Source organism: Janthinobacterium sp. HH106 (genome assembly GCF_001758725.1).
Lineage (GTDB): Bacteria > Pseudomonadota > Gammaproteobacteria > Burkholderiales > Burkholderiaceae_D > Janthinobacterium.
On the sequence record NZ_LRIC01000002.1, the window covers coordinates 523,764 to 547,256 of the forward strand.

39 protein-coding genes are annotated in these 23,493 nt (G+C 60.1%); 11 read left to right on the forward strand and 28 right to left on the reverse strand.

The window, feature by feature from the left end:
- Positions 1-41: 41 nt before the first annotated feature.
- Positions 42-1,502 (forward strand): amidase, encoded by a 1,461-nt coding sequence (locus JAB8_RS02870; RefSeq protein ID WP_070288393.1) that lies wholly within the window; start codon positions 42-44, stop codon positions 1,500-1,502.
- 92 nt (positions 1,503-1,594) lie between these two features.
- Here JAB8_RS02870 and JAB8_RS02875 read toward each other — a convergent pair whose 3' ends face one another.
- Positions 1,595-1,843, reverse strand: coding sequence for a DUF2061 domain-containing protein (locus JAB8_RS02875; RefSeq protein ID WP_083287545.1), 249 nt, complete (start codon positions 1,841-1,843; stop codon positions 1,595-1,597).
- A 500-nt stretch (positions 1,844-2,343) separates the two neighbouring features.
- Here JAB8_RS02875 and JAB8_RS02880 point away from each other — a divergent pair, with 500 nt between their 5' ends.
- Together JAB8_RS02880 and JAB8_RS28800 are read left to right on the forward strand one after the other, a co-directional pair.
- Positions 2,344-2,982, forward strand: coding sequence for an SDR family oxidoreductase (locus JAB8_RS02880; RefSeq protein WP_070288394.1), 639 nt, complete (start codon positions 2,344-2,346; stop codon positions 2,980-2,982).
- 259 nt (positions 2,983-3,241) lie between these two features.
- A complete protein-coding gene (locus JAB8_RS28800; RefSeq protein ID WP_139142917.1) occupies positions 3,242-3,541 on the forward strand; it encodes a hypothetical protein in 300 nt (99 codons plus the stop codon).
- Positions 3,542-3,626: 85 nt separating this feature from the next.
- On the opposite strand, the gene JAB8_RS30115 is transcribed toward JAB8_RS28800, so the two are convergent.
- From JAB8_RS30115 to JAB8_RS02970, 22 genes are all read right to left on the reverse strand, one after another.
- On the reverse strand, positions 3,627-3,758 hold the full coding sequence (locus JAB8_RS30115) for a hypothetical protein (RefSeq protein ID WP_275528095.1): 132 nt from the start codon (positions 3,756-3,758) through the stop codon (positions 3,627-3,629).
- The gene (locus JAB8_RS29380; RefSeq protein WP_175445148.1) at positions 3,755-3,919 is read right to left on the reverse strand and encodes a hypothetical protein; all 165 of its coding nucleotides are present in this window, start codon (positions 3,917-3,919) and stop codon (positions 3,755-3,757) included. The genes JAB8_RS30115 and JAB8_RS29380 overlap by 4 nt, the downstream gene beginning before the upstream one ends.
- Positions 3,920-3,932: 13 nt before the next feature.
- Entirely contained in the window at positions 3,933-4,106 is a 174-nt protein-coding gene (locus JAB8_RS29385; protein ID WP_157998737.1) for a hypothetical protein, read from the reverse strand.
- Positions 4,106-4,483: a hypothetical protein gene (locus JAB8_RS02890; RefSeq protein ID WP_070288396.1), complete on the reverse strand. Its 378-nt coding sequence runs from the start codon at positions 4,481-4,483 to the stop codon at positions 4,106-4,108. The genes JAB8_RS29385 and JAB8_RS02890 overlap by 1 nt, the downstream gene beginning before the upstream one ends.
- A complete protein-coding gene (locus tag JAB8_RS02895) occupies positions 4,483-4,872 on the reverse strand; it encodes a hypothetical protein (protein ID WP_070288397.1) in 390 nt (129 codons plus the stop codon). Before JAB8_RS02895 ends, JAB8_RS02890 begins: the two co-directional genes overlap by 1 nt.
- Positions 4,869-5,516: a glycoside hydrolase family 104 protein gene (locus tag JAB8_RS02900; RefSeq protein WP_254679427.1), complete on the reverse strand. Its 648-nt coding sequence runs from the start codon at positions 5,514-5,516 to the stop codon at positions 4,869-4,871. The genes JAB8_RS02895 and JAB8_RS02900 overlap by 4 nt, the downstream gene beginning before the upstream one ends.
- The gene (locus tag JAB8_RS02905; protein ID WP_070288398.1) at positions 5,517-6,233 is read right to left on the reverse strand and encodes a hypothetical protein; all 717 of its coding nucleotides are present in this window, start codon (positions 6,231-6,233) and stop codon (positions 5,517-5,519) included.
- A 1-nt stretch (position 6,234) separates the two neighbouring features.
- Positions 6,235-6,879 (reverse strand): hypothetical protein, encoded by a 645-nt coding sequence (locus JAB8_RS02910; protein ID WP_070288399.1) that lies wholly within the window; start codon positions 6,877-6,879, stop codon positions 6,235-6,237.
- On the reverse strand, positions 6,876-7,274 hold the full coding sequence (locus JAB8_RS02915) for a hypothetical protein (protein WP_070288400.1): 399 nt from the start codon (positions 7,272-7,274) through the stop codon (positions 6,876-6,878). The genes JAB8_RS02910 and JAB8_RS02915 overlap by 4 nt, the downstream gene beginning before the upstream one ends.
- On the reverse strand, positions 7,271-7,531 hold the full coding sequence (locus JAB8_RS02920) for a hypothetical protein (protein ID WP_139142918.1): 261 nt from the start codon (positions 7,529-7,531) through the stop codon (positions 7,271-7,273). The genes JAB8_RS02915 and JAB8_RS02920 overlap by 4 nt, the downstream gene beginning before the upstream one ends.
- 14 nt (positions 7,532-7,545) lie before the next feature.
- Positions 7,546-7,794: a hypothetical protein gene (locus JAB8_RS02925; RefSeq protein WP_070288402.1), complete on the reverse strand. Its 249-nt coding sequence runs from the start codon at positions 7,792-7,794 to the stop codon at positions 7,546-7,548.
- 9 nt (positions 7,795-7,803) lie between these two features.
- Positions 7,804-8,628 carry a major capsid protein P2 gene (locus JAB8_RS02930; protein WP_070288403.1) on the reverse strand — a complete coding sequence of 275 codons (825 nt, stop codon included), beginning with the start codon at positions 8,626-8,628 and terminating at the stop codon, positions 7,804-7,806.
- 10 nt (positions 8,629-8,638) lie between these two features.
- Positions 8,639-8,794, reverse strand: a complete 156-nt coding sequence (locus JAB8_RS29390; RefSeq protein WP_157792321.1) for a hypothetical protein — start codon at positions 8,792-8,794, stop codon at positions 8,639-8,641.
- A 168-nt stretch (positions 8,795-8,962) separates the two neighbouring features.
- Positions 8,963-9,577: a hypothetical protein gene (locus JAB8_RS02935; protein ID WP_070288404.1), complete on the reverse strand. Its 615-nt coding sequence runs from the start codon at positions 9,575-9,577 to the stop codon at positions 8,963-8,965.
- Positions 9,574-10,092 (reverse strand): hypothetical protein, encoded by a 519-nt coding sequence (locus tag JAB8_RS02940; RefSeq protein WP_070288405.1) that lies wholly within the window; start codon positions 10,090-10,092, stop codon positions 9,574-9,576. The genes JAB8_RS02935 and JAB8_RS02940 overlap by 4 nt, the downstream gene beginning before the upstream one ends.
- A gap of 11 nt (positions 10,093-10,103) precedes the next feature.
- Positions 10,104-10,385 (reverse strand): hypothetical protein, encoded by a 282-nt coding sequence (locus JAB8_RS02945; RefSeq protein ID WP_070288406.1) that lies wholly within the window; start codon positions 10,383-10,385, stop codon positions 10,104-10,106.
- Between the two features lie 2 nt (positions 10,386-10,387).
- Complete coding sequence (locus tag JAB8_RS29395) at positions 10,388-10,552, reverse strand: hypothetical protein (RefSeq protein ID WP_175445149.1); 165 nt, start codon at positions 10,550-10,552, stop codon at positions 10,388-10,390.
- A gap of 1 nt (position 10,553) precedes the next feature.
- A complete protein-coding gene (locus tag JAB8_RS29400) occupies positions 10,554-10,700 on the reverse strand; it encodes a hypothetical protein (protein WP_175445150.1) in 147 nt (48 codons plus the stop codon).
- Positions 10,685-11,281, reverse strand: coding sequence for a hypothetical protein (locus tag JAB8_RS29795; protein ID WP_254679428.1), 597 nt, complete (start codon positions 11,279-11,281; stop codon positions 10,685-10,687). Before JAB8_RS29795 ends, JAB8_RS29400 begins: the two co-directional genes overlap by 16 nt.
- 7 nt (positions 11,282-11,288) lie before the next feature.
- Positions 11,289-12,518, reverse strand: coding sequence for a replication endonuclease (locus JAB8_RS02955; protein ID WP_070288408.1), 1,230 nt, complete (start codon positions 12,516-12,518; stop codon positions 11,289-11,291).
- Positions 12,518-12,790 carry a hypothetical protein gene (locus tag JAB8_RS02960; RefSeq protein ID WP_070288409.1) on the reverse strand — a complete coding sequence of 91 codons (273 nt, stop codon included), beginning with the start codon at positions 12,788-12,790 and terminating at the stop codon, positions 12,518-12,520. The genes JAB8_RS02955 and JAB8_RS02960 overlap by 1 nt, the downstream gene beginning before the upstream one ends.
- Positions 12,791-12,975: 185 nt before the next feature.
- On the reverse strand, positions 12,976-13,242 hold the full coding sequence (locus tag JAB8_RS02970; protein WP_070288411.1) for a hypothetical protein: 267 nt from the start codon (positions 13,240-13,242) through the stop codon (positions 12,976-12,978).
- A 372-nt stretch (positions 13,243-13,614) separates the two neighbouring features.
- Here JAB8_RS02970 and JAB8_RS02975 point away from each other — a divergent pair, with 372 nt between their 5' ends.
- Both JAB8_RS02975 and JAB8_RS28805 read left to right on the forward strand, forming a co-directional pair.
- The gene (locus JAB8_RS02975) at positions 13,615-13,929 is read left to right on the forward strand and encodes a helix-turn-helix domain-containing protein (RefSeq protein ID WP_070288412.1); all 315 of its coding nucleotides are present in this window, start codon (positions 13,615-13,617) and stop codon (positions 13,927-13,929) included.
- Between the two features lie 186 nt (positions 13,930-14,115).
- On the forward strand, positions 14,116-14,415 hold the full coding sequence (locus tag JAB8_RS28805; RefSeq protein ID WP_139142919.1) for a hypothetical protein: 300 nt from the start codon (positions 14,116-14,118) through the stop codon (positions 14,413-14,415).
- Between the two features lie 26 nt (positions 14,416-14,441).
- On the opposite strand, the gene JAB8_RS02980 is transcribed toward JAB8_RS28805, so the two are convergent.
- Together JAB8_RS02980 and JAB8_RS02985 are read right to left on the reverse strand one after the other, a co-directional pair.
- Positions 14,442-14,831 (reverse strand): DUF6232 family protein, encoded by a 390-nt coding sequence (locus JAB8_RS02980; protein ID WP_070288413.1) that lies wholly within the window; start codon positions 14,829-14,831, stop codon positions 14,442-14,444.
- A gap of 51 nt (positions 14,832-14,882) precedes the next feature.
- Entirely contained in the window at positions 14,883-15,110 is a 228-nt protein-coding gene (locus JAB8_RS02985; protein ID WP_070288414.1) for a hypothetical protein, read from the reverse strand.
- Positions 15,111-15,488: 378 nt separating this feature from the next.
- Between JAB8_RS02985 and JAB8_RS02990 the strand changes: the two genes are divergently transcribed.
- Together JAB8_RS02990 and JAB8_RS02995 are read left to right on the forward strand one after the other, a co-directional pair.
- Entirely contained in the window at positions 15,489-16,820 is a 1,332-nt protein-coding gene (locus JAB8_RS02990) for a S41 family peptidase (RefSeq protein WP_070288415.1), read from the forward strand.
- The gene (locus JAB8_RS02995; RefSeq protein ID WP_217494180.1) at positions 16,813-17,307 is read left to right on the forward strand and encodes a MarR family transcriptional regulator; all 495 of its coding nucleotides are present in this window, start codon (positions 16,813-16,815) and stop codon (positions 17,305-17,307) included. The genes JAB8_RS02990 and JAB8_RS02995 overlap by 8 nt, the downstream gene beginning before the upstream one ends.
- Before the next feature lie 19 nt (positions 17,308-17,326).
- Here JAB8_RS02995 and JAB8_RS03000 read toward each other — a convergent pair whose 3' ends face one another.
- On the reverse strand, positions 17,327-17,740 hold the full coding sequence (locus tag JAB8_RS03000; protein WP_070288416.1) for a MerR family transcriptional regulator: 414 nt from the start codon (positions 17,738-17,740) through the stop codon (positions 17,327-17,329).
- Between the two features lie 16 nt (positions 17,741-17,756).
- Complete coding sequence (locus JAB8_RS03005; RefSeq protein ID WP_070288417.1) at positions 17,757-18,035, reverse strand: hypothetical protein; 279 nt, start codon at positions 18,033-18,035, stop codon at positions 17,757-17,759.
- A 235-nt stretch (positions 18,036-18,270) separates the two neighbouring features.
- Here JAB8_RS03005 and JAB8_RS03010 point away from each other — a divergent pair, with 235 nt between their 5' ends.
- Together JAB8_RS03010 and JAB8_RS03015 are read left to right on the forward strand one after the other, a co-directional pair.
- On the forward strand, positions 18,271-19,512 hold the full coding sequence (locus JAB8_RS03010; RefSeq protein ID WP_070288418.1) for an NADH:flavin oxidoreductase/NADH oxidase family protein: 1,242 nt from the start codon (positions 18,271-18,273) through the stop codon (positions 19,510-19,512).
- Positions 19,513-19,555: 43 nt separating this feature from the next.
- Positions 19,556-20,539, forward strand: coding sequence for an acetoacetate decarboxylase (ADC) (locus tag JAB8_RS03015; RefSeq protein WP_070288553.1), 984 nt, complete (start codon positions 19,556-19,558; stop codon positions 20,537-20,539).
- A gap of 4 nt (positions 20,540-20,543) precedes the next feature.
- Here the strand turns inward: JAB8_RS03015 and arsH are convergent, their stop codons facing one another.
- Positions 20,544-21,302: an arsenical resistance protein ArsH gene (gene arsH / locus JAB8_RS03020; RefSeq protein ID WP_254679429.1), complete on the reverse strand. Its 759-nt coding sequence runs from the start codon at positions 21,300-21,302 to the stop codon at positions 20,544-20,546.
- Positions 21,303-21,500: 198 nt separating this feature from the next.
- On the opposite strand from arsH, the gene JAB8_RS03025 reads away from it, so the two are divergent.
- Complete coding sequence (locus JAB8_RS03025; RefSeq protein ID WP_217494193.1) at positions 21,501-22,535, forward strand: zinc-dependent alcohol dehydrogenase; 1,035 nt, start codon at positions 21,501-21,503, stop codon at positions 22,533-22,535.
- A gap of 100 nt (positions 22,536-22,635) precedes the next feature.
- Positions 22,636-23,340, forward strand: a complete 705-nt coding sequence (locus JAB8_RS03030; RefSeq protein WP_070288421.1) for a hypothetical protein — start codon at positions 22,636-22,638, stop codon at positions 23,338-23,340.
- Positions 23,341-23,493 lie beyond the last annotated feature (153 nt).

The following is a 23,493-nucleotide window of genomic DNA, read 5'->3' on the forward strand; positions in this document are numbered from 1 at the left end:
TCCTGTGACTTTTACTCTTCACCTTTTACAGGAACTAACTGATGCAACTCCATGAATATACAAGCTTTGATGGTCTGGGGCTGGCCCAGCTGCTGCGCAAGGGCGCCGTTTCCGCCGCCGAATTGCACGACGCCGCCCAGCACGCCTGCGCCGCCGTCAATCCGCAGATCAATGCCGTGGTCGAGCTGTGGCCGGCCGATTTGACCGCCATCGACCACGCGGCACCGTTCGCCGGTGTGCCATTCCTGATCAAGGACGTGGCCGTCACCATGGCGGGCCAGCGCAGCGAAGCGGGCAGCCGTCTGGGCGCCGGCCATGTCGCGTCCGCCGATTCCCATCTGATGACGCAGTTCCGCGCCGCCGGCCTGGCGACGTTCGGCCGCACGAGCACGCCGGAAATGGCGTTTGCCACCACCACGGAACCCGTTTTATATGGCGCCACGCGCAACCCGTGGAACGTCAGCCTGAGCGCGGGCGGCTCCAGCGGCGGCGCGGCGGCGGCCGTGGCGGCCGGCATCGTGCCGCTGGCCCACGCGACGGACGCGGCCGGCTCCATCCGCGTGCCCGCCGCCTCGACGGGCCTGTTCGGCTTCAAGCCCAGCCGGGGACGGGTGTCGAACGGCCCCGCCATGGACGAAATCTTCAGCGGCCTGGGCGTGCAGCTGGGCGTGAGCCGCAGCGTGCGCGACAGCGCCGCCTTGCTCGACTGCGTGCAGGCAATCATGCCGGGCGAGCCGTATGTGACGAGCGCGCCCAATTTCACCTGGCTGTCGCAGGTGGACGTGGCGCCGGGCAAGCTGCGCATCGCCGTGCAGCGGACCGCCAGCAATGGCGCCCGGCCCGTGCCTGCCGTCGATGCCGCGCTGCAAGACACCGTGCGCCTGCTGGCAAGCCTGGGTCACCATGTGGAAGAAGTGCAACCAGCGCTGGGCGTGTCGTGGCAAGCCTTCGTACACGCCAATGCCGGCATCTGGTGCGCCAACCTGGTGCCGTGGATAGGCGGCCTGGCGCACGAGAGCGGGCGGACCGTGTCGCTCGATACGCTGGAACCGGCCACGTTGGCCTGCTACCGGTACGGGCAGACGGTGTCGGCCGTCGATTTCGTGGCCGCGCTCGACATGCGCAACACCGTCACGCGTCAGACCGGCACCCTGTTCGGCCAGTATGACGTGCTGCTGACGCCCACCATGCCGGATGTGCCGTGGCCGCTGGGGCGCTATGGAGAAAACGAGGAACAGCTCGATGGGCTGGGCTGGACGGCGCGTCTGTTCGAGCATTCGCCGTACACGCCGCTGGCCAACGTGGCGGGCTTGCCGGCCATGTCCGTGCCGCTGGGCATGTCCAATGATGGCTTGCCGATCGGCATGCAGTTCATGGCCGGGTATGGTCAGGATGGAACCTTGCTGCGCCTGGCGGGCCAGCTGGAGCGGGCGGCGCCATGGCTTCCAAGGCGGCCGCCTGTGTGGGCGGGCAAGGTGCAAGCACGCCTTGCGGACGGCTGAAACCGGCCACCATAGCGGCTTTGGCCAGCGACAAGAAGCCGGGGTCGGACCCGCCGGGTCCGACCCCAGTCCTTGTTCTTGGGTGAAAAGTATCAGGTGGGCATCGTAGTCAGCTGCGCCGCGCCCCGGTTTTCCATGCGGAAACGAAATCGTTCCCACAGCCGGTCGTGGAAGGGCAGCACGATCACGTTGCAGATCGGCTCGACCACGGCCAGCAAGCCGCCGAAGGCCATGGAACCCGTGGCCAAGTACATGACGCTGAAAGCGACGCCCATGTGCATGGCCGTCTGGCTCAGCTTTTCACCGGCCAGGGCGGCAAAGCCCAGGCAGGTGGTAGTCAACTGGTTTTATTGTTTGTGCAAGATCACAATACCAGTTGCGGACTTTCCCCTTCGGATGGGCGATGCGGGCCATACCAGTGCCTGTTTTCCGGTGCGCTGGTATGGTGCCAGGAATGGTGCCGGGAGCAGGGCGGGGAAGGGAGGATGACTCTCTCAGCGGCTGCGGTATTGTTTCCTGGCGCAAATCGGCATGCGGCACGCGACACGTCCAGCAGCGACAGAAAACGGCGGCAATGCACTAAAAGAAGCGCCGGGCGTAGATGCGAGCGGCCCATGCGGGTCTCCTGATTGCTTATCCAATGTTGAGACTTCTTATTCAACATAGTCGGCAAGCACCTGATTTCATTGAAATTACAAGGCCAGCAATCTACCGCTGGACAAGGCGATGGGCTGGCGCTCATGGCGCGTTTTTGTCTTTTTTTCAAGCGCGCCGTGCTCCTTTCGTTAAAGAAAGCCTGTAACTTCTTGCATGTCAGCGTGCCATGACGAAAGCGATAACGATGAAAAAGATATTGATACTGGGTGCAGGCGGACAGGTGGCGCAGTGGGTCATCCGCGCCTTCGCGGGCCGTAAAGACTTCGCCTTGACACTGTTGCTACGCAATCCCGGCAAGCTGCCAACGCCAGTCCCGGCCAACAGCAGCGTGCTGGCCGGTGACGTGCTGGACCAGGCTTTGCTGCGGCAAACGATGCCCGGTCACGACGTGGTCTACGCCAATCTGGTGGGCGACGACATGGAACACCAGGCCAACAGCATCATTGCCGCCATGCGGGCCTCGGGCGTCGAACGCCTGATTTTCGTCCTGTCGATGGGCATCTACGATGAAGTTCCCGGCAAATTCGGCGAGTGGAACAACGCCATGCTGGCCGAAGACCTGAAACCATTCCGCCGCGCCGCCGACGCCATCGAAGCATCGGGCCTGGTATACACCATCGTGCGCCCAGCCTGGATGACGAACGAAGACGAAGTCGACTACGAACTGACGACACGCCACGCGCCATTCAAAGGCACCGTGGTCTCGCGCCGGAGCGTGGCAGACCTGATCGCCAGCATCATCGAAACGCCAGACCTGCACCGGCACGCCAACCTCGGCGTGAACAAACCGAACACGGACGGGGATAAGCCGTATTTCATGTAGCTTGTGAGCCACCAGCGACAGCGGCGCGCAAAGGGCCAAAATCGCATTTGCGATTGTATAAGTTGCAAAACGGGGGATTTGACAAATCCGTCCATAACTTCGCATAATTTATATTATGTCAAATCACTAAAGCAGTGCAGAATCAAAGCGTTACATGCAGTTCCTCGAAAAAGTCTAGCTTTTTGCGAAATTATGTAAAACGCTAAACACCCCTCTATTCCCCGCATTGCCGCCTCAGTTCGCCGGGCATTATATCCGAATGAAAAAGACAACAACCCGCCGCAAGCCGAAGCCGCCAGCAGCCTATTTTTCCTACCAGCTACGCCAGCCAGCAATCGACCTATTCGGAGAGATTGCCGTCATTGAGGACGATTTGTACGATTGGGTCGCCGCTGTCGCGCCGCTGCACCTCAGCCCTCGATCCTTCGCCAACTACGTGCGCGGCTACGACGTCGCCGCCAAGGTGCGCCATGCGAAGCTGCACGACCTGTTCGACGCCATCAAGGATCGCCCGTCCCGCCCATGGCATGCGCGCCTTGCCATGCACGCCATCATGTAAAAAGGCCCGCGATTTGCGGGCCTCTGCTATTTCTTCTTGCGCTTGCGGAATTGTCCGTTTGCCTTGCGCGGCGGCGTCCGTTTGCTCATGGTGTAGCCCTCGTCAGTTCAAGTTTCATCACGCGCCGTTCCATCGACAGCGCCCATTTCAGCACGCCGAGGCCACCGGCCAGCACCCCGGTGCTGGTGACTATCTGGATAGCCTCGATCACGCTCATTTCGCCACCGGGCCTTTTTCAGTGATCAGCGCCGCCAGGCCACCCGCAAAAATGGAGGCGCCATCGATCACGAAATGGTATTGCGGCGGTACAAACAGTTTGGCGCCCTGCACCAGTCCAGCCAGGCCCGCCCAGGTGGACGGCTCTTTCAGTCGATTCATGAATTCCCCTTTTTTAGTAAAGTTGGCGGCCGCTCGTGTCTTTCACCGTTATCGACTGTGCGGCCACCCAATCGCGGATTTTCGGGAAACGGCTCAGCACATACGCCGCGATCAGGATGCCGCCCAAGACAATGATGGCCTCGCGGGCGACTTCCGGCCCCGTAGGGATAACTTTTGACAGGTTCATCACAGTTGCCGATCAAACATTGGTGTGGAACGACGCGGCTCCGTGTCGGCTGGCATCCACGACACCGCTGGCCAGAAGTTGGCCGCACGCATGAACGCTGGCAGGCCGCATTTGCCCATGGACGACCAGACGCCGTTTGCATCCATGTACGACCGGCACTCGCCCGTGTCCGTCAGCGTCTCGCTCGTCGTGGGGATGCCGATTGCCGTGCTCACGCCGTCAAGAATGCCCGTCGCCACGCCGCCAGCCGCATCAACGATTGCGCCCCCCACAGCCGCACCCACATCCGCCGCCGCCCCCTTTTTTTTTACAACGTAAATCACGGCGGCCACCGCCGCAATGATCGCTACCAGCTTCACCGCTTCCATGTTGCCCATTATTGCCACCACTCGCCTGAGAGGGTCGGGAACAGACCGTTAATCAGGTCTGGCGTGTCGCCGTAGCTGACGCTATCCGTCATGCCGTCGCCGTAGGCATACGGGAACAGGTCGCCAAGCTGTTCGCCGACGGGCTTGCCGTCGCTCGTCACCGTCTGGCCCATCCAGTTTTTCATGAGGAAAGCCGGGCTACCGTCTTTGTTCTGTGCGTCTTTCAGGAACTTCCACGCGCCACCGATCACCGCATTCCAGCGCTGATCCTGCACGTTATTGGTTTGCACCTGGCCACCCTTCGGGACCGTCGTCGTCGGCGACGCCTTTGCGCGCTTCATGTACAGGACGGCGCCCACGACCAGCGCGGCCACCAGTACGATATCTCGATTGCTCATGCGACCGTGCCCCCTGCATTTGCGTAATTGTTGACGAAAGCGGCCATTTTTACCTCGCCCTGGCCGTAGCCAGCACCTGGCAGCGATGCCCACACCTTGCGCACCTTGTCGGCGGCAATTTCCACCCGGCCCGCGCGCACGTCCGCCAGCGCGCCTTTTTCGCTGATCAGTTCCAGCGCCACGGCATCCTGGCTGGCCGGTGAAAAGTCGGTCAGGCCCAGCTTGCGGCTCACGCGCAGCCACGTCGGCTTGTTGATCTGGAAGGCGCCCGCCGCTGTCGATACGCAGCCTGGGCCGAAACCCGCCGCCGCGCACATGGCATTGCTCAAGCCGACTCCGCGCCAGCCCAGCAAGGCCGGATGATCGGCAAAGCTGCCGAACGTGGTCCCGCCGAAGAGGATCGAGTAGCCATTACTGGCGCTCGTTCCCTCCCCTACCCTGATGGCGGCCAAGAATGCCCGCTCGTTCGCTTGTGCTGTCATGTCGTCTATCTCGCTAAAATATTCACTGCCGGCGTCAAGCGCCTGATTCCCAAGGTCTTCCAGATCGGCGCCGTTCGCGCTTTCCCCGCCCTCGCCATCGTCCAGCAGGTACAGCAGCAGCAATGCCGCGCCGCCCGCAATGGCGATTGCCCGCATATCCATTTACAGCGGCTCTTCAAAGAATTCGAACATGCAGCGCAGAATTGTCGTGATCGTGCCCGACTGCACCACAAAGCCGCGCCCTGGCGGAATAACAATCGGCTCCCGCATGGGGAACACAAATGTTCCGTTTGCCTGGCAGTTGACCGAACCATTGCGCACGCCGGAATAGGCCACGCCCGGATTGTCCATAAATGTGCGCGCCACGCCCGCCGCCCCGCCGAGCAATTTTGGCGACGGGTTTTGGCCCGGCGTCAGTTTCGGCGCCGTCGAATCCCACATGGAAATTGCCGTTCCCGCATCCACCGATATCGTCATCTGTTCCAGCATTACATTTTTGCCAGAACCCACAGGGTTCCAGAGCTGCAACGTGGCGTAGGATGCGCCCGGGCTGATGGCCGTATCCGCCAGAAATGCTGTGTTGGCCAGGGTGCGCGTGCGCCCGCCGTCCACCATATCGACCGTTCCGGTGATACGGTCGTCATGAAAATCAAAGTCGCCTGCGATCAGCACGCCCGCATTGTTTGCGCCGCTCCGGTCCTGCACCGTCAAGCTGTCGTAATCAAGGCTCCACACGCCTTGTCCTGGCAGCAGATCGACGTAGCCGCCCTTCGAGGCGCGTACGCGGATAGGGCCAGCACCACTGCGATACTTGAAGAATTTGCCCTTGACGTCCAGATTCAGGGCGCCGCCTGGAAGTAAATTGAAGTCGTATTGCATGCTATGCCTTCGCCAGAACGGGAGCCAGAACCAGCAGGCCAGCAACGACCAGCACGCCGATGATGACTTGCTTTTGTGAGTCGGAAGTACCCTTTGCATCGGCGTACGCGCCCTGCAACTGGCCCATGGCCGCCGACTGCGCCGATTGCGCCTTGTCGTACGCCGTGGTCAGGTTTTTTTGCGAGTTTTCCACGAAGCCCAGCGATTTATCGAACAGGTCGGCATACGTTTTCTGCGATTCCTTCGCGCCGCTGGTTACCGCGCTCAGCGACTGATCGAACATATCGCCGTATGCAGTGCGCGACTTGTCCGCCTGGCTTGCAAGCGTGCTTGCTGCTGTGTCGAACAGGTCGGCATACCGCGTTATTGCGCTGTCCGCCGTCTTCGCCACGGCCCCGGATGCGGTCTCGAACAGGCTTTCGCCGTAGTCCAGCGCCTTCCCGGTGTTGGCCGTGCTGCCCGTGATGGCGGCCTTGCCCATATCGAACGCCCCGGCGATGGCGCCGCCGTCCAGCGTGTTTGTCACGATGGAACGGCTATCCGTTACCGCCGACGATGTTTCAGTCTTCTGGCTCTTACTGCCGCCGAAATACAGGGGCAAAATGGCAAAGCAGAACAGCGCCTTCCAGAATTGAATAATGCTCATTTTTTGATTGCCTTCCGCATGATTTTTGCCGCCTCGCCATATCCGGCGCCTTGCAGCTTGCGCACGAGCCCTGCGCGCTTCGTGTAGATCGTCACCGCATCGCAGCCCACGCCGAACACGCGCTCAATTTCTGGCAGCACCTCACCGACCAGATCGCGCCCGCGCACCAGCTGATGCGCCACGCGCACGACCAGTTCACGGCCATGCTCGTACTGCACCTGCTCCACGACGAAGGCCACCGTGGGCTTGCCGTCCGCATCGAGCGCGGCATAGGCATCACCGCCGCCGATCACATCGTCCACGCCGCACAGGCCCGACCAGTCCCACTTTTCCACCTTGACCATGCGCGCCACGAACTGGCGCGCATGGTCTTCGGGGATGGCCGTGAATTTCATCGCTTCGACCACAGGTAAATGCCGACGCAGATCGCGCCCAGCACGAGGGGGTTGCTCAGCATGCCCAGCAAATTCCCGATTTCCGAGCGCGACTGCGCATTGCTGGCCGATCCGCTGCCGACGTTGACCACCCAGCCCGACGAGTCATAGCCGAAGCTGGAATTTGTCGAGCTGGTCTGTGGCGTATTGTCGGCCAGCGCCTTGGTGGCCACGCCCGCCGCCGTGCCGAAAAGCTGGGCGAACGGGTCAACCTGCATTGGCGCCGCCGCCATTATTTCGACGCCACGAAGATGACCGCGCCGACCAGCAACAGCAGGAACAGCGGGTTCATTTGCGGCGTGCTGGTGACGCGGGTAGGAGTGTTCGGCTGGCCCAGCACGTAGACGTTGCCGAATTCATCCTGCCCGTAGGTCTGGCCGCTGTTGTACAGGGTTTGACCGCCGCCAAGCTGGCGATCTACCCATGTGTCAAGAGCGAAGCCAGCGCGCGCGGCAAGCCATGCGCTTGTGCTTTCATCCATGACGGCTCCTTAGAAAACGCCCAGCGGTTCCAGAACTTCGACTTCGATCACGATGGTTTCGCCGGCCGAGAACGTGCCGAGGATTTCCATGGTCTGCGCGTCGCGCGTGTTCAGCGCCTGGCTTTGGTTGTCATCTACGATGAAATCCATCATGTACAGGCCAGCTTGCGGCACCTTGCGGTATTCCTGCTGCTGGTAGTCGTTCAGGGTCTTGATGTTTTCTTCGACCACGACACCATTTTTCTTGATCAGCAGGCCGGTCATGTTGGCCGAGAAGATCGCGATGCGCTTGTAAATGGAGCCGCCTTCCGACACCGCAAAGTGTGGCACGGACAGCGAGAACTGGCCCGATCCGCCAATGGTCTGGTTCGAACTGTGCACGCGGGCCATCAGGCCACGCGTGGACGTTTGCGCCGCATCGACCTGGGGGCGGTCTACTTCCGCCCAGGCTTGCAGCGTCGGCGCCGTGGCGCCCGCAATGGTCACTTCCAGCTTCAAACTGGTAATGCCCATGGTCGTATCGATCGAACCCAGCGACTGGCCCAATTCGGTCTTGCTGCGGATTTCGCTGAAATCGAGCACCAGAAAACCGGCATTGGCGGTGATGCTGCGATACTGCATGCAGGTATCGCGGCGGGCGCCGGATGTGTCGTAAATGATTTTGCCGTTCGCCTTGATCTGGATGCTGGTCAGCATGGCCTTCGTCAGCGCCGTGCCGCCCAATTGCAGGGCGATGCGCTCGATAGTCGTACCCAGCAGGGACGACAGGTCGAGCGTGGCGACGCCATTGGCGACGACGTTATTGAAGGGGAGGCATTTCAAGCGTAAGCCCATGGCGCGCCCCTTACAGTACGTCTTTGAGGATAGGCACGCGCTTACCGATGATGACACCGGCAACGCCCAGGGCAGCGGCTTTAGCCAGCTGGTTCGGCACGAATTTATACACGCCAAACAGGATGCCGATTGCCATCGCCAGTTTGGTCATTTCGGATTGAGTCATGATTTCCTCAGAAAATTGGTAAAAAAAATGAGAACTGTTGTTCGCAGTCCTCATAGTGTTTTTTTCCAATTTCAAAGGCAAAAATCCGGCCTTAGGCGGTCGCCTTAGGCGGGCGGAAATTCCCGCCCTGCCGCTCAACTTTATTTTCGCTCTGTAGCATAAATACTACTAAAAACGCAGTTTTGTACGCGCCTTTTCCTTCGTCACAGGGTCATAACGGATAAATTCAAACGGCTTCAGCGACTCAATCTCGTCAATCGGAACCCGCGTCTTCCTGGCGATATAGTCAACGTCCTCACCACGTGACGTAAACAGCAGGTACTCAGACGCATTGCCTATAGCGGTCTTGTCAGCTTCCGCCCAGCGCTGGGATATGGCATAGATCGTAATGCCCCGCTTAAGGCCGCGCCTTATCAGGATGCCCCAGTTCCCCGGCGCCTTGGAGGACGTTGTCACGTCCGCCAGCTCTTCAGCAATCGCCACCAGTGGCGCGATGTAGCGCCCCGCGTACATGACCACACCACACCAGAAGTCGAATTCTGCCTTGATGTCGCCGCCCGCCACATACGCCACGCGCACGCGCCCTGGCGTGCCCATGGCCGCCAAAAGCTCCTTCCTCGTCGTCACCTTGCGATAACCCGGCAACTGCGCCCACTGGTCTTCCGGGTCCCAAGCGCAGATTCGTTTCTCGCTGGCGGTTTCCTTCGCCACCTGGGTGGTTTTCCCGCAACGCGACGCGCCCGACACCACCCTCAGGCGCCCATCTTCCGTTTTTAGCGTCATGGCAGGGCCGCCGCTACTTCCTGCGGCACATCCCCCACCTGTTCCGCCTTAGGCGCCTGCTGGCCCTGTTCCGGCTGCTCAGCGGCGCGTTTTACTCTTACGTCATGCATCACCGCGTCTCGCAATGCCTTGGCAATCGGCAGCGACACAAACACGGCCGTTATCTCCGCCTTGTATTTGCCGCCCAGTTCCGACATGTCTACGCCATATTTCGTCAACACCGGCGCCCACACCAACGCCAGCGCCTGGCCCCGCGTCACACCGGAGGCATCCTTGTAACCGAGTACCACGCCCACGCTGGGGAAACCGAACTGTGCCAGCGTCGGGCCTGCCAAGTCGATCAGCATGCTCAGCCCCTGCGCGTTTCTATCCTCAAGCTCGCCGACGACCCGATCTTCTTCGACCTGCTGCACCTTGCTTGCGTCGTTTTCCTGCACCGCCGCCGCCGACACGAGCCGCTGAAGGTCGGCCGCCTGTTCGCCTGACATTTCCGACTGCTGTTCCTGTTGTTCCATGCTGCCCTCCCCTATGCGTTGAGGAAGCTGAAACCGCCCTTAGGCTGCTGTTTCTCAGCCTCCTTTACGGGCGGTTTGACTTCGGCCTTAGGCGGTTCGCCTAAGGCCGGTTTCGGCAACTTCGCCAGCCATCGCCGTGCGGCGCCGGTATGCGCCTGGGCGAAGCCAGACGATTCACAGTCGGCATGCTGGCATTTGTAGCTGAGCGTACCCGGTTCGGACTGCATCACCGCTACCGGGTCGCCACAGTCGGGGCAAGGCATCTTGCCGAGATTTTTTTTAGCGGTGGCCATGGTTAGAAAAGTCCCTTGATCGAGGTAATTTCGAAGGACTCGATAACGCCGTCATCGAATTTCAGGTTGTAATCCGTGCCATCCATGCCGACATAGCTGCCGACCTGGCCGAAACGCTCCAGTGTTTCATCGATCACCTGCACCGATTGATATTGCGTAAATTGCATCTTATTTCCCCTTCAGTTGATTGACTTCCACCCGCAGGCGGTCGATTTCCATTGCCATTTCCAGCAATGTCTCTTTGTAGCCGGACGGCAGGTACGCCGCCGCCAGCGCGCTCAGCCGCGAAAACGCAGCCTTCAATTTTTCATGCATGACTCCCCCATTTGAAATTGCATTAATCGGTCGTGCTCGTCGCACTTTTTCAGGGCGGCGATGATGCGCCACCGCTCGTCTTGATCCGCAACGAGGTCTTGATAGTCCTGATCTTCAAAAACGGCAAAATCTGCCTGCCCCCACCAGTCGGAATCATCGTGCGGCTCCACCTGGGCCGGGCACGGCGCATGCCGTTCCCAATTTTTTTCGCTGGCCGGCGTACAGTTATTGACAGGACTCCAAGGACGGCAAACCCGCACGTCAACAGCAACCCCGACGCGGCGCCACGTGAAGCGGGTAGAGGCGTACATCTGTGGCGGGCCGACGAACGTAGGATCAGGCTTGACGAACAGGCCCACAGGGCCGCGTCCGAACAGGCCATAGCGCCCTGCCTCTGCGCGCGCCGCCTGCGCCACACGCACCCGATAGCCCCGGCCCATGTTGATACCGCCCTGCGCCCGAATGTAGGCCGCCCAGGAACATTTTTTCTGCCCGGCTATCTCGCCGGTTTCCTCGTCCACCAAGTCAAGGCGGTTGCCAGCAAGCCAGATATCCTTGACGCATTCCGGCGCTTGCTCCACGACGGCCTCAGCGACGCGGCGGCCCTCGCGGTACGGCGTCACGGGGGGGCTGGCCGAACGCCTGAAACTGCCGGATCCCCCACACTCCCGCCCAGGCGTTGACGCGCATTTCCTTGGTGATAATGTCGCGCCCGTTCGCGTCTTCCTTGATGCCTTCGGCGTCAATGTTCTTTGCCGTGTACTTCATCATGTAGGCGGCGGCGCTGCCCTTCGCCGGGTCGAGCGCCTCAAATTTCACACGGTGCTTGTCCGCGCCGGGGTCGTTCGCGCCCTCTTGCAGGGCGAACTTGCGCAGGTTGCGCTTGAATATCTCGATATCGTCGGCGGGCATGAAAACCATCATGTGCCAGTGCGTGCAGCCGTCGTGGTGCGGCTCAGCGACGCGGAAGCCGTAAGGGGCAATGCAGTCACGGTCGTTCTGTGCGCGGGTGCGGCCCCACAGGTCGCGCAGGTACAACTGCGTTTCGCGTGGCGTGGCGCCGTTGTACTTCGGGTTCGGCATGTTGCTTGATTCCAGCACCGCATGGTAGGCGGCGGGCGCCGTCAGCGTGACGAACAGTCCTACGTGACCGTTTTCAATGGCTATCTCGTCCACGCCGTCCATGCGCATCATCAGCTCGTCATGGCGTATTTTCGGGTTTGCCGTGCTCTTGTCGGCCAGTTCATCGAGCGCGAACTCCTGCCCCGTTTCCATGTTGCGCAGCACTGTGTTTTGCAGCACTTTCTTGTTGCGGCGGCGCTGGCCGACACGGCTTTTCGCTGCCTCGTCGCTGCAATACTTGCCCTTGCGGCTCGACACGAAGCCCAGGCGCATTGCCGCATGCTCACGGGCGCGGCCATGGACGGTGCGCAGGTTGCGACGCCACCATGCCGGGTCTGTGTAGCGCTTGACGGCCTGGCGATCATCCTTGATGGTGGAGACGTCCATGTCGTACATACGCACGATCAGTTCGACGCAGACGCGCAGGGTTTGCGCGTCATGGGCATCCAGCGCGACATTCATGCACTCGTTTGCGCACTTCTCGGCCAGCATCGTGAGCTGGGCCTCAGTGCTGTCCAGCGGCAGCGGGCAGGCCGTTACCTCGTCCAGCATGGCCGACAGGCGCTTGTAGCCTTCAGGCATGGCGCCAATCGTGCCGGCCTGCTCCGCATGCAACTCGCGGTAGGCAGAGATACCCCAGCGCAGGGGCAAGCCCTTGACGCTACGGATACCGTTTTCTTGCTGGATGGTCGGCATCAGTGCAGGACCGTCGTGGTGTGCGTCGTCACGTCGCTGTCGTTCATGCACGACTCAGCCACGGAGAGGTGCGTCATCATCGAGCGCAAGGCCGCCGTGATGCGGGCGCGCTCGGTGCGGTTGAAGGCCGTCAACTCGTCATTGGAGCGGGCATCTGGCATATCAGCCAAGGCCAGCACGAGGCGGCGCACCGGATGCGGCAGCAGCAGCCAGATCGTGATGCGCGCCTCTTTCCGGGTGTTTTTTTGCGACGTGGCGGCGGCCGTTTTCATCCTTTAACCTCGGCAAACTTATCCTGCAGGTCGCACAGAATCACCACTTCGCGCTGCCGAATAGTCGAGCACCTAAAGCCGCGTGACTTCATAATTTCGATATCGTTACGCAGTACCGGGAGTCGATATTGGATGGCCCACCAAATAGCCCGGCACTCTTCCGCCGTCAGAGATATGTTTTCCACTTATCGTTTCCTCAGCAGTTGAGTGCGGATCAGGTGCGCGATGACGGTGCTTTGCTTTTTTCCCTTCGATGTGAGCCAGGTCATGAACTCAGCGTGAAGCGCTTCCGGTAACTGGACAGTCATGGGCACAATGCCATTACGCGCCACGTAGGCACGCTGGCGGGCGGCAGCGTTGGCATGGAGGGCCGGGCGCCCCCGCTTTTTCGTCACTGGTGGCGGTTTGATGCCGGGCAGTTCCAGCGTGGCGCTATCGTTTGGCGATCTCATTTGTTCCGGCCCCGGTAGAGCCGCACCAGCACGACGAGGCACAGGACGATGACGATGGCCACCCAAATGTTTTCGACTTGGTATGCGGGAAGGTGGCTCATGCGACCACCGTAAACGTAGCTGTTTTGTAATTTTGTGTAACTTGCATGATCGCCTCCCAAGGCATTCTCCCCGGCAAAGGATTTGAGCGGCCCCGCATGCCTGCGGGCTTTGCCTTGGGAGCGATGGATAAAACCGCTCAACGGAACGTAATATAGCCTTTGACATGTGACACGTCAATGCCCCTTTTACGGTTGCATGTCATCACACTTGTGACTATGCTCTGTACATCACCACCTGGGCACAGGTGGTTTAATGCCTTGGGAGAAACACATGAACACTATGGAATACATGGGCGCCGTGAAGGCGGCCCTGGGGATCGAGTCTGACTATGCCCTATCAAAAGCGCTGAATGTGACACGCCAAACCGTAAGCCGCTACGTCCAGGGCAAGGGATATTTTGACGATGCGGTAGCCGTCAAGGTGGCTGAATTGCTGCAAATCCACCCTGGCCTTGTCATGCTCGACATGCATCGCGAACGTGCAAAGACGCCCGCAGAGCAGACCATCTGGCAGGAGATTTTTGAGGGTTTTCACGTACTGTTGCTACACGCTAAATCGGGCCGGAGTCTTGCACTCCCCCGGTAACAACAGTTTATTATTTAGTGATCAATGACGTTGTCTTTATATTATGTAAAATAGCTAAAAGAGTGCAGAATCAAAGCAGTACATGCAGTTCCTCGAAAAAGTCCAGCTTTTTACGAAATTATGTAAAACGCCAAACACCCTCTATTCCTCGCATTTCCGCCCCAAGTCGCCGGGCATTATATCCGAATGAAAAAGACAACAACCCGCCGCAAGCGGAGGCCGCCAGCAGCTTATTTTTCCTACCAGCTACGCCAGCAAGCAATCGACCTCTTCGGAGAGATTGCCGTCATCGAGGACGATTTATACGATTGGGTGGCATCCGTCGCGCCGCTACACCTCAGTCCACGAGCCTTCGGCAACTACGTGCGCGGCTACGATGTGGCCGCCAAGGTGCGCCATGCGAAGCTTCATGACCTGTTCGACGCGATCAAGGATCGCCCGTCCCGCCCATGGCATGCCCGCCTGGCCATGCACGCCATCATGTAAAAAGGCCCGCGATCTGCGGGTCCTTTCTATGCTCGACGGACAATAGCTTGATTTATCGCTTCGACCACCTCGCTCACGAACGGCTTTACCTTGCTTTTCAAGGCCCGATGCTCCCCGGACGCGCTGGCAAGCGTTACCGTATAGTGAGTTCGTTGAAAGCACATCCAAATTAGCCCTGGAAGCAAGATAATGGCCCTGTGCCAGATAGATAGAGTTGCCAAGTTCTTGCCACTTGTGAGCGCCAATAATTCAAAAATTATGAGTGCCGCTGGCAAAATCCTATTCGATTTTTTCACCTCCAGCTTGACCGATGTAATGCCACTTATTGCATGAGTTTCGCCATCGACCATGAAACGGGCATTTGTGACGGTTACCCTGTCATTCGTGTAATACGTGGTTTCTGCTGCGCCGCTCATTGTTTCTCCCAAGTAATGAGATTCAATGTTATCAAGAATTCTCGATACGGCCTAGCTCTTGTACGCCATCGGGTAACGGTCGTTCAGCACGTTTGCCGCCTTGCGCTGCTTGTACATGACAGGTACCACAATGCCCTTGGAGCGGAAGTAGCGTTTCTGGTCAAGCGCCCTGCACTGCATTTCCTTGCCACAGTACTTTGCTATGTAACTGGCGACCTTGTGCGCCCCGGCCACGCCAAAGCCGAAATGGTTCGGGTCACGGACGTGGACTTGGCCCATCTGTTCTGAACAGTTACGCCGGGGGGCTTCACACTGGTTGCGTCATGCCTTCGCGAAGGCCGCCCTTCCTGCATGTCTGCACTTCCTGCGTCCCGCATGCGCTCGGCGTTTCGTCGGTCTGAATATCCGGCCATTCACGCTTAATCACTGAGCGCTACTCATCCTGGTTGGTGGCACACCAGCATTGAGCAACGCGAGCAGCAAGTGTTCCGCTTCATCGCCCAGGACACGCGCACTGGATACCGGATTGACGCGGCCGTCAGCACGCAGTGCGTCAGGCACCAACTGGAAGCCGCCCGCCCGATGTTGTTCAATTTTTTATACAACATATTGCGCAATATATTGTATTCTTGAGTCTCATCGGGGAGAAACATCAGAATGCGCTATCACTCATGTCTGCTTCAAGCGCTGTCGGCGCTGTCCGTCATTTGCGCATCGGGCGCTTTTGCCGAGGTGCCGGGCATCTCGCGAGACGAAAAAGACGCGATCATCGCCACCCTCAACAGCACCTTGAATACGAACTACGCGTTTCCGGACATCGCGCGAAAAATTGCGCCCGTGCTTCAGGAGCGTCTGAAAAAGGGAGATTATGACTCGGCGGCGACGAAGGCAGAGTTTGCGAGCAAGCTGACCGACGATCTCATCAAAGTCAGCGGCGACCTGCATTTCCTGGTGGGAGCCGACTCCCAATGGATCGCGGAATTCAAGGCGAAAGCCAACCCGGCACTCAAGCCCAAGATACGAAAAGAAGAATTGAGCAGGCTGGAAGAGAGCAATTTCGGTTTCGACGAGGTCGCTCGCCTGAAGGGCAATATCGGTTATATGCGGTTCAGCTATTTTGCCGATCCCGAGCTTGCCTATGATACGGCCGCGTCCGTTATGCGCTTCATCGGCAATACGGATGCCGTCATCATCGATTTGCGCTATAACAATGGCGGACATCTGGAAATGGCGCAATTCCTGGCGAGCTATTACTTCTCCAGCGAGAAAGACCAGCTGCTCTTCGACTACTATTACAATGAGGATGGCAAGCGTATCCAGCGCGGACAATGGGTGCTGCCGGGCCTGCCGGGCAAGCGCATGGTGGACAAGCCCGTCTATATCCTGACCGGCTCCACGTCGTTTTCCTCCGCAGAATGGTTTTCCTATGCAATGAAAAAGCTCGGGCGGGCGACGCTGATCGGGGAGCGAACCGCCGGCGGTGCGCATCCGGTTGCGCGCAAGCCGCTCAACGACGATTTTTTTGTGCAAGTGCCGATCGGCCAGATCCAGGATCCCGTGGACCATGGCGATTTCGAAGGTGCCGGCGTGCAACCTGATATCCCTAGCCCCTCTATTCGCGCCCTTCCTCTGGCGCACAAGCTGGCGCTTGAACATCTGGCCAAGACCGATGACGCCAGGCGAACCGAACTTGCCTGGCTGCTCCCGAGCCTGACGGCAGCGATCGAGCGCCCGCACGTCGATGGCGCGGTGTTGGCGAAAGCGGCCGGAAAATACGAAGGCCGCCAGATCATCCTGGACAATGGCACGCTTTACTATCTCTGGCGCGAACGGTTCCGAGTCGCGCTTGAGCCGATCGGTCCCAACCTGTTCGCGGTGGAAGGCGTATCGGATTTTCGATACCGCCTGACTACCTTGCGCGGGAAAGTGACGGAGCTGGAACGCGTGAACAAGGATGGCAGCATCCAGAGGTACAAGCGCCTTGACTAAAAAGACCCATCAACCGGCCCCGATCGATGACGCCGTGTTTCTCGGCCGCGCTGTCGAACGGCTGAGCGTCCTGATCGCCGAGCAATCCAAGACTGTCTTCGATACGATGGGGATCGTTATCCCGGTCCGCTCGTGTTCGCTGATGACTGTTCTGGCAACGCTCGGCACGGCCTCCGCCGCGGATCTGGCGCGCGAACTCGGACATTCGCACCAGCTGGTCATGCAAAAGATACCAAAGCTGCTCCGCCTGGGCCTCGTACGGTATCGGAACGATGACAATGATGCCCGGCGACGACTATTGGTGCCCACGGAGGAAGGCTTGTCGCAGCTCGCGAAATTCGAGCAGTGCACGGTGCTGATCCGGGCAGCCTATGCCGGCCTGTTTGCCGAGGTGGGAGACGTCAGGCAATTCGTGGACCGGGCCGCCGATGCGCTCAACGAGAGGCCGCTGGACAAGCGCATCCATTCCCCGGCGCGTTTGACCTGACGCACAAGCAGTTTTGTCTTCAGTTTTTGCTGACTATCCCCATGCTTTCCATGATCCTGGCCGTATTATCCTTGCAGTCGATATCCTCGGGTTTGGCCTCGATCAGCTGAATCAGCGACAAAAGATGGGCCTTGTTCTGCGCCAGCCGCACCTCCAGCGACTCGATATCGGCGATCTTCTTCTTGAGCGCCACCATCAGCTCATCATGTTTCCATGATGAAATATCCTCCGGCAAGACCTGCCTGATTTCGTCCAGGGAAAAGCCCGCCTGCTGGGCGTCGGTGATGATGGATAGGACCGCCACCGCTTCCAGCGGATAGTCGCGGTAGCCGTTCGATTGCCGGTCCACGGCTTTCAGCAAGCCCTTGGCTTCATAGAAGCGTATCGTGGACGCCGCCAGGCCGCTGCGCTTGGCCAGTTCACCGATTTTCATCGTTTTTCCTACTCCCTTATTGTGGTGTGTTATTCCGCAGGGCCGTGAGCAGCGCTTGCGCCACTTCCTTGCCCGATCCGGGATTCTGGCCCGTGACGAGCCGGCCATCGGTCATGACGAAGCTGCCGAACGGTAGAAAACCCTTGTCATACAGCGCTCCCCTGCCCTCGAGCTCGCTTTGCAGCAGATAGAGTACCGTGCCCGGTTCCCGCCTTGGCGCCGCCGGTTCCGCAGCAACGATCTGCATGAACAGCATAGGCATGAGCGCGAGGAAAAGCTGCTTGAAAACTGACATGGGATCGTCCTCCTGATGGTTGCGTGGCCTGCGCCATGTGATCCACTATAAGCTTAAAGCCAACTTGAATGTCAAGCGGCAGATGGGCGGTGGCAGGAATTTGTTGTCTCACGGTGCTGCATTTCTTCCGGCCCGTGTCGCAAACGGGACACATGCAAAAAAAGTGCGTTTTAAAGCTTGACCTTCAAGTTAGCTTAAAGCTTATCGTAAAACCATCGCAACCCTGGAGATAAGCATGAAACCTTTTACCCCACTGACGCTGCCCAATGGAAGCGTCATTCCGAACCGCCTCGCCAAAGCCGCCATGGAAGAGAACATGGCTGACAACGATCACGCGCCCTCACAGGAGCTGATCCGCCTGTACCAGTCATGGGCCGACGGTGGCGTTGGCCTGATGATCACGGGAAATGTGATGATCGACCGCCGCGCCATGACGGGACCGGGCGGCGTGGTGCTCGATTCTGCGCAATTTGGCGCCCGCTTCGAGCAATGGTCGCGCACTGCCCGTTCACGCGGGGCGCAGATCTGGATGCAGATTAACCATCCCGGACGCCAGATGCCGGCCGCCATGGGACAGGAAACCATCGCGCCCTCGGCCGTGCCCATGGATATGGGCAACTTCTCGAAGCAGTTTTCCGCGCCGCGTGCAATGACGGAAGCCGACATTGCCGACGTGAAGCAGCGCTTCGTCAACAGCGCCAAGCTGGCGGAACAGTTCGGCTTTACGGGCGTGCAAATCCATGCGGCGCACGGCTACCTGCTCAGCCAGTTCCTCTCCCCCATCACGAACAAGCGCACGGACCGCTGGGGCGGCTCGCTCGAGAACCGGGTGCGGCTGCTGGTCGAGGTCGTCAACGGGGTGCGGCAAGCCGTGGGCAAAGGCTTTGCCGTCGCCGTCAAGCTCAACTCGGCGGATTTCCAGAAAGGCGGCTTCAGCTCGGAGGATGCGAAACACGTGGTTTCCATGCTCAACAGCCTGGGCGTGGATCTGATCGAATTGTCCGGCGGCAGTTACGAAGCCCCTGCCATGCATGGCCAGACCCGCGACGGCCGCACCTTGGCCCGCGAAGCGTATTTCCTGGAGTTTGCCAAGGACATCGCCACCGTGGCCCGGATGCCCATCATGGTGACGGGCGGCATACGCCGCTACCCGGTGGTCGAGCAAGTGCTGGGCAGCGGCATTGCCATGGCCGGCATGGGAACGGCGCTGGCCATCGACCCGCACTTGCCGAAAGCATGGCGTGCCGATCAATCGGCCAGCCCCTTGCTCAGGGTCATCACCTGGAAAAACAAGGTGCTGTCGTCGATCGGCTACATGGCGATGGTCAAGTATCAGCTGCGGCGCCTGAGCCAGGGCAAGCCAACGCGGCCCAATGTGGCGCCCGCCCTGGCGCTGGCGATGCAGCAATGGGAAACCGCCATCAGGAACCGGCAGTATCGCCGCCGGATGAACAGGCTGGCGCCCGGCGGCCTGTGACTCAATTAATTCCAATCCAATATGAAAGGTGGAAGCAATGAACATGAAAATTGCCGCGGCGGTATGCGCATTGATATGGAGTGCCGCCGCCGTCCCGTCGCGGGCCGACAGTCCTGTTGAAAACAAGCAGGTCATCATCAATATCGCCGGCCATGACGTGCCGGTGGCGGCCGGCGGCCTGTATGACCGCTATCGCTCGAACCCGCCTCTATCGGTGATCGCGGCGGAAGCGCCGGAGCTCGACCTGAGCTGGTTCAAGGGAATCAAAAAAGAGAAAGTCGCCATCGGATTTGACTCGTATTCACCGAATTTTTATTATAAAAACAATAAAATCACGGCCGTCTTCACGGCGGATCTGGCGAGGCTGAAGGAACTGATGCCGGAAGACATACTGAAGCAGGTGCAGCCATTGCAAGTATGGCCGGGCCGGGGCGCGGTGGCATTGACGGCATACGCGTATGAATATTGCGACAACGACAGCTACAATGAAATTTCCCTGGCGATCGTGACCAACAAGCCTGGCAGTGCCAGTTTCGGCCCTTTCACCTTGCTGGGCCAATCGCTGTCGAAGGATTTCTGGGGTTATGTGCTCAAGCTGCCCGTGAACACGGAACTGGCCAGGGTGCGCGGCGTCATAGGCTACAACCTGCCCAAGTGGCTGACCGGCATCGAGCGCAAGGAAACGGACGCCGCCGTATCCTTTGAAGTCATGGACAGCGCAACGGGCAAACTCGATTTTGTCTTCGCGGGGAAAAAGCTGGACGGCCTGTCGCACCAGGCCGAGCTGGTGACGAACAGCTTCACCAACCAGGATGGCGCCGGCAAGCTCACTTATGGCTATGCCGTTTCGCGCCAGCTCAGCCATGCAACGAGCACGAACGCGGAAGCGGTCGGCCTGACACTGGGCGACGGCAGCTTCTCCAGCTATCTCAAGTCATTGAAACTGGGGAAGATGATGAAATATGAATATGTGCCGGAATTCCAAAATGCGCTGTATGCGCCGAAACCCTTATTAATAGGCAATTAATAAGCTACCTGCCCGGCGTCTCGTGTTCCATGGCCGCCGCGGCAAGGGCGCGCGCATCGAGCGGCATGGATTCCTTGCGCTCGCTGTAGCGGCTGGTCAGGTAATCGGAGCGGTCGCGCACGACCAGGGTGAATTTATACAATTCTTCCATGACGTCGACCAGGCGGTCGTAGTACGGCGACGGTTTCATGCGGTCGTTGTCGTCGAACTCCTGGTAGGCCTTGGCGACGGACGACTGGTTCGGGATCGTCACCATGCGCATCCAGCGGCCCAGCACGCGCAAGCCGTTGACGGCGTTGAACGATTGCGAGCCGCCCGACACCTGCATCACCGCCAGGGTGCGCCCCTGCGTGGGACGCACGCTGCCCATTTCCAGCGGCAGCCAGTCGATCTGCGACTTGAACACGCCCGTCACGGCGCCATGGCGTTCCGGACTGCACCAGACCTGGCCTTCCGACCACAGCGACAAGGCGCGCAATTCCTGCACCTTGGGATGGTCGGGGCTGACGCTGTCGACCATGGGCAAGCCATGCGGGTCGAAAACCCGTGTCTCGGCGCCGAAATGCTGGAGCAGCCGCTCCGCCTCCAGGGTCAGCAAGCGGCTGAATGAACGTTCACGCAGCGAGCCGTACAGCAAGAGGATGCGTGGCGGATGCGTGGCCACCGCCGGCGGCGCCAGTTTATCGAGGGTCGGCGTATCGAGGTGGGCTGCGCTGATGTTGGGCAAGTCATGCATGGTGATTTCCTTGTTTAATAATTCCATGATAGTCGAATTATGGAATTAATGTAAGCCTGTTTTATAGCAGAACGGATTCCCCTCTCCCCGTATAAGTTGATGTATATCAATCATTTTTTGTATCGTGTGCAGCAGAATATGATCATGCGCAACTCGCTATCCAATAAACGATGGTCCGCGTCTGCGCCCCGCACTACTCCGTACCCACTTCAAAGGAATACCATGATCCCCACTACCATGAAAGCCGCCGTTGTCGAGCAACTGGGCCAGCCGCTGGTGCTGCGCGACGTACCCGTGCCTGTGCCCGGTCCCGGCCAGATCCTCGTCAGGACGGAAGCATGCGGCGTCTGCCACACGGACCTGCATGCGGCGCGCGGCGACTGGCCCGTCAAGCCGACGCCGCCATTCATTCCCGGCCACGAAGGCATCGGCGTGGTGGTGGAGTTGGGCACGGGCGTGACCGAGGTGCGGCTGGGCGACCGGGTCGGCGTGCCCTGGCTCTATTCCGCTTGCGGCCATTGCGAACATTGCCTGGCAGCCTGGGAAACCGTGTGCGCCGAGGCGCAGTTCGGCGGTTACACGAAAAATGGCGGCTTCGCCGAATACATCCTGGCCGACCCGCGCTACGTCGCGCATATTCCGGCCGGTCTTTCTGCCGTGCAAGCGGCCCCCATCATCTGCGCGGGCGTAACGAGCTACAAGGGCATCAAGGAAACGGGCGCGCGGCCGGGCCAGTGGCTGGCCGTATCCGGCATCGGCGGACTGGGCCACCTGGCCATCGAATATGCGGTGGCGATGGGCTTGCGCGTGGCGGCCGTCGACATCGATGAAGGCAAGCTCGAGCACGCCCGCGCCCTCGGCGCCGAAGTGACGATCAATGCGCGCCAGGGCGACCCCGTCGCCGCCTTGCGCGAAGCGACTGGCGGCGGCGCCCACGGCGTACTCATCACGGCACCATCGATCGATGCCTTCCAGCAAGGCGTGGCGATGACGCGCAAGCGCGGCACCTGCGTGCTGGTCGGCTTGCCGCCAGGCGACTTCCCGACGCCGCTGTTCGACGTCGTCGCCAACTGCGTGACGATACGCGGCTCGTTTGTCGGCACGCGCCAGGACATGGCCGAGGCGCTGGCGTTTGCCGCCACAGGCAAGGTCACGGCCGGCATCGAATTGCAGCCGCTGTCGGCCATCAACGAAGTCTTCAGCCGCCTGGAACATGGCAAGGTCGCCTCGCGCGTGGTGCTCGATTTCAGCAGCAGCTGAGCGCGACGCCGCCGCGCGGCCGGTGTGTCCTATGGTGCGACGGCAAGCAATTGCCGTTGTTATCATGGCATTTCATAAAAGACACAACAAGGACACCGCGATGAAAAAAACCCTTTCCAGCCTCCTGGCCTGCGCCGCCCTCGCCTGGCCGCTTGCGGCCGGCGCGGCCGACCAGGCCCCGTCAACGCTGCCCGGGCATTATTACCTGCAAGGCGTGATGGAAACGGGTTCCGAGCTGCTGCTGAAAAAGGACGGCACCTTCGAATGGGTGCTCAGCTACGGCAATACCGACCAGCAAGCCAGCGGCGAATGGCGCGTGGCCGGCGACACGGTGACCCTGGTGACGGGCAACGGCGGCAAGGAGCCGCAGTTCCGCGTGTTCGAGGAAGCGGAAATGCGCATCCAGAAACCTGCCGAAGCGGGCCTGTGGGTGGCCATCGTCGGCTTCCCCAAAGTGGGGCCGATGGCCGGCGTGGAGGTAAAATTCGAAGCGCAAAGCGGCAAGACGGCCACGGCGGTGAGCGTGGCGAACGGCGACGCCATCGTCCGCATGCCGGCGTCGGAACGCTGGGTGCGCGCCGGTCTGCGCCGCCAGGGTTCAACAGCCGACTATCAATGGCTGGCCGTGCCGGCGGCGCGCGCGCAGGAACGCATCGCCGCGTTCGCCGTCACCGACGCGCAGTGGCTGCGGGGCCAGGCATTCCAGAAGCTGGCCTTGCGCGTCGTCGATGGCGGTCTGAAAGTCGACGATGCGGACAATGGCCTGTCCAGGGGCTTGTACGCCAAACCGGCATCGCAGCAGTAGCCCTCAATCTACCTCATTCCATTGCGCAAACGCCTTGCACCTGGCCAGCAATATCGGCCAGGGCAGCGCTGTTTTGCGCCCACGCACGCCCGTGCGCCGTTGACACCCTGCGCCGTCTGTCCTATAGTCGCCGGGTTAACGACAAATGAGAAT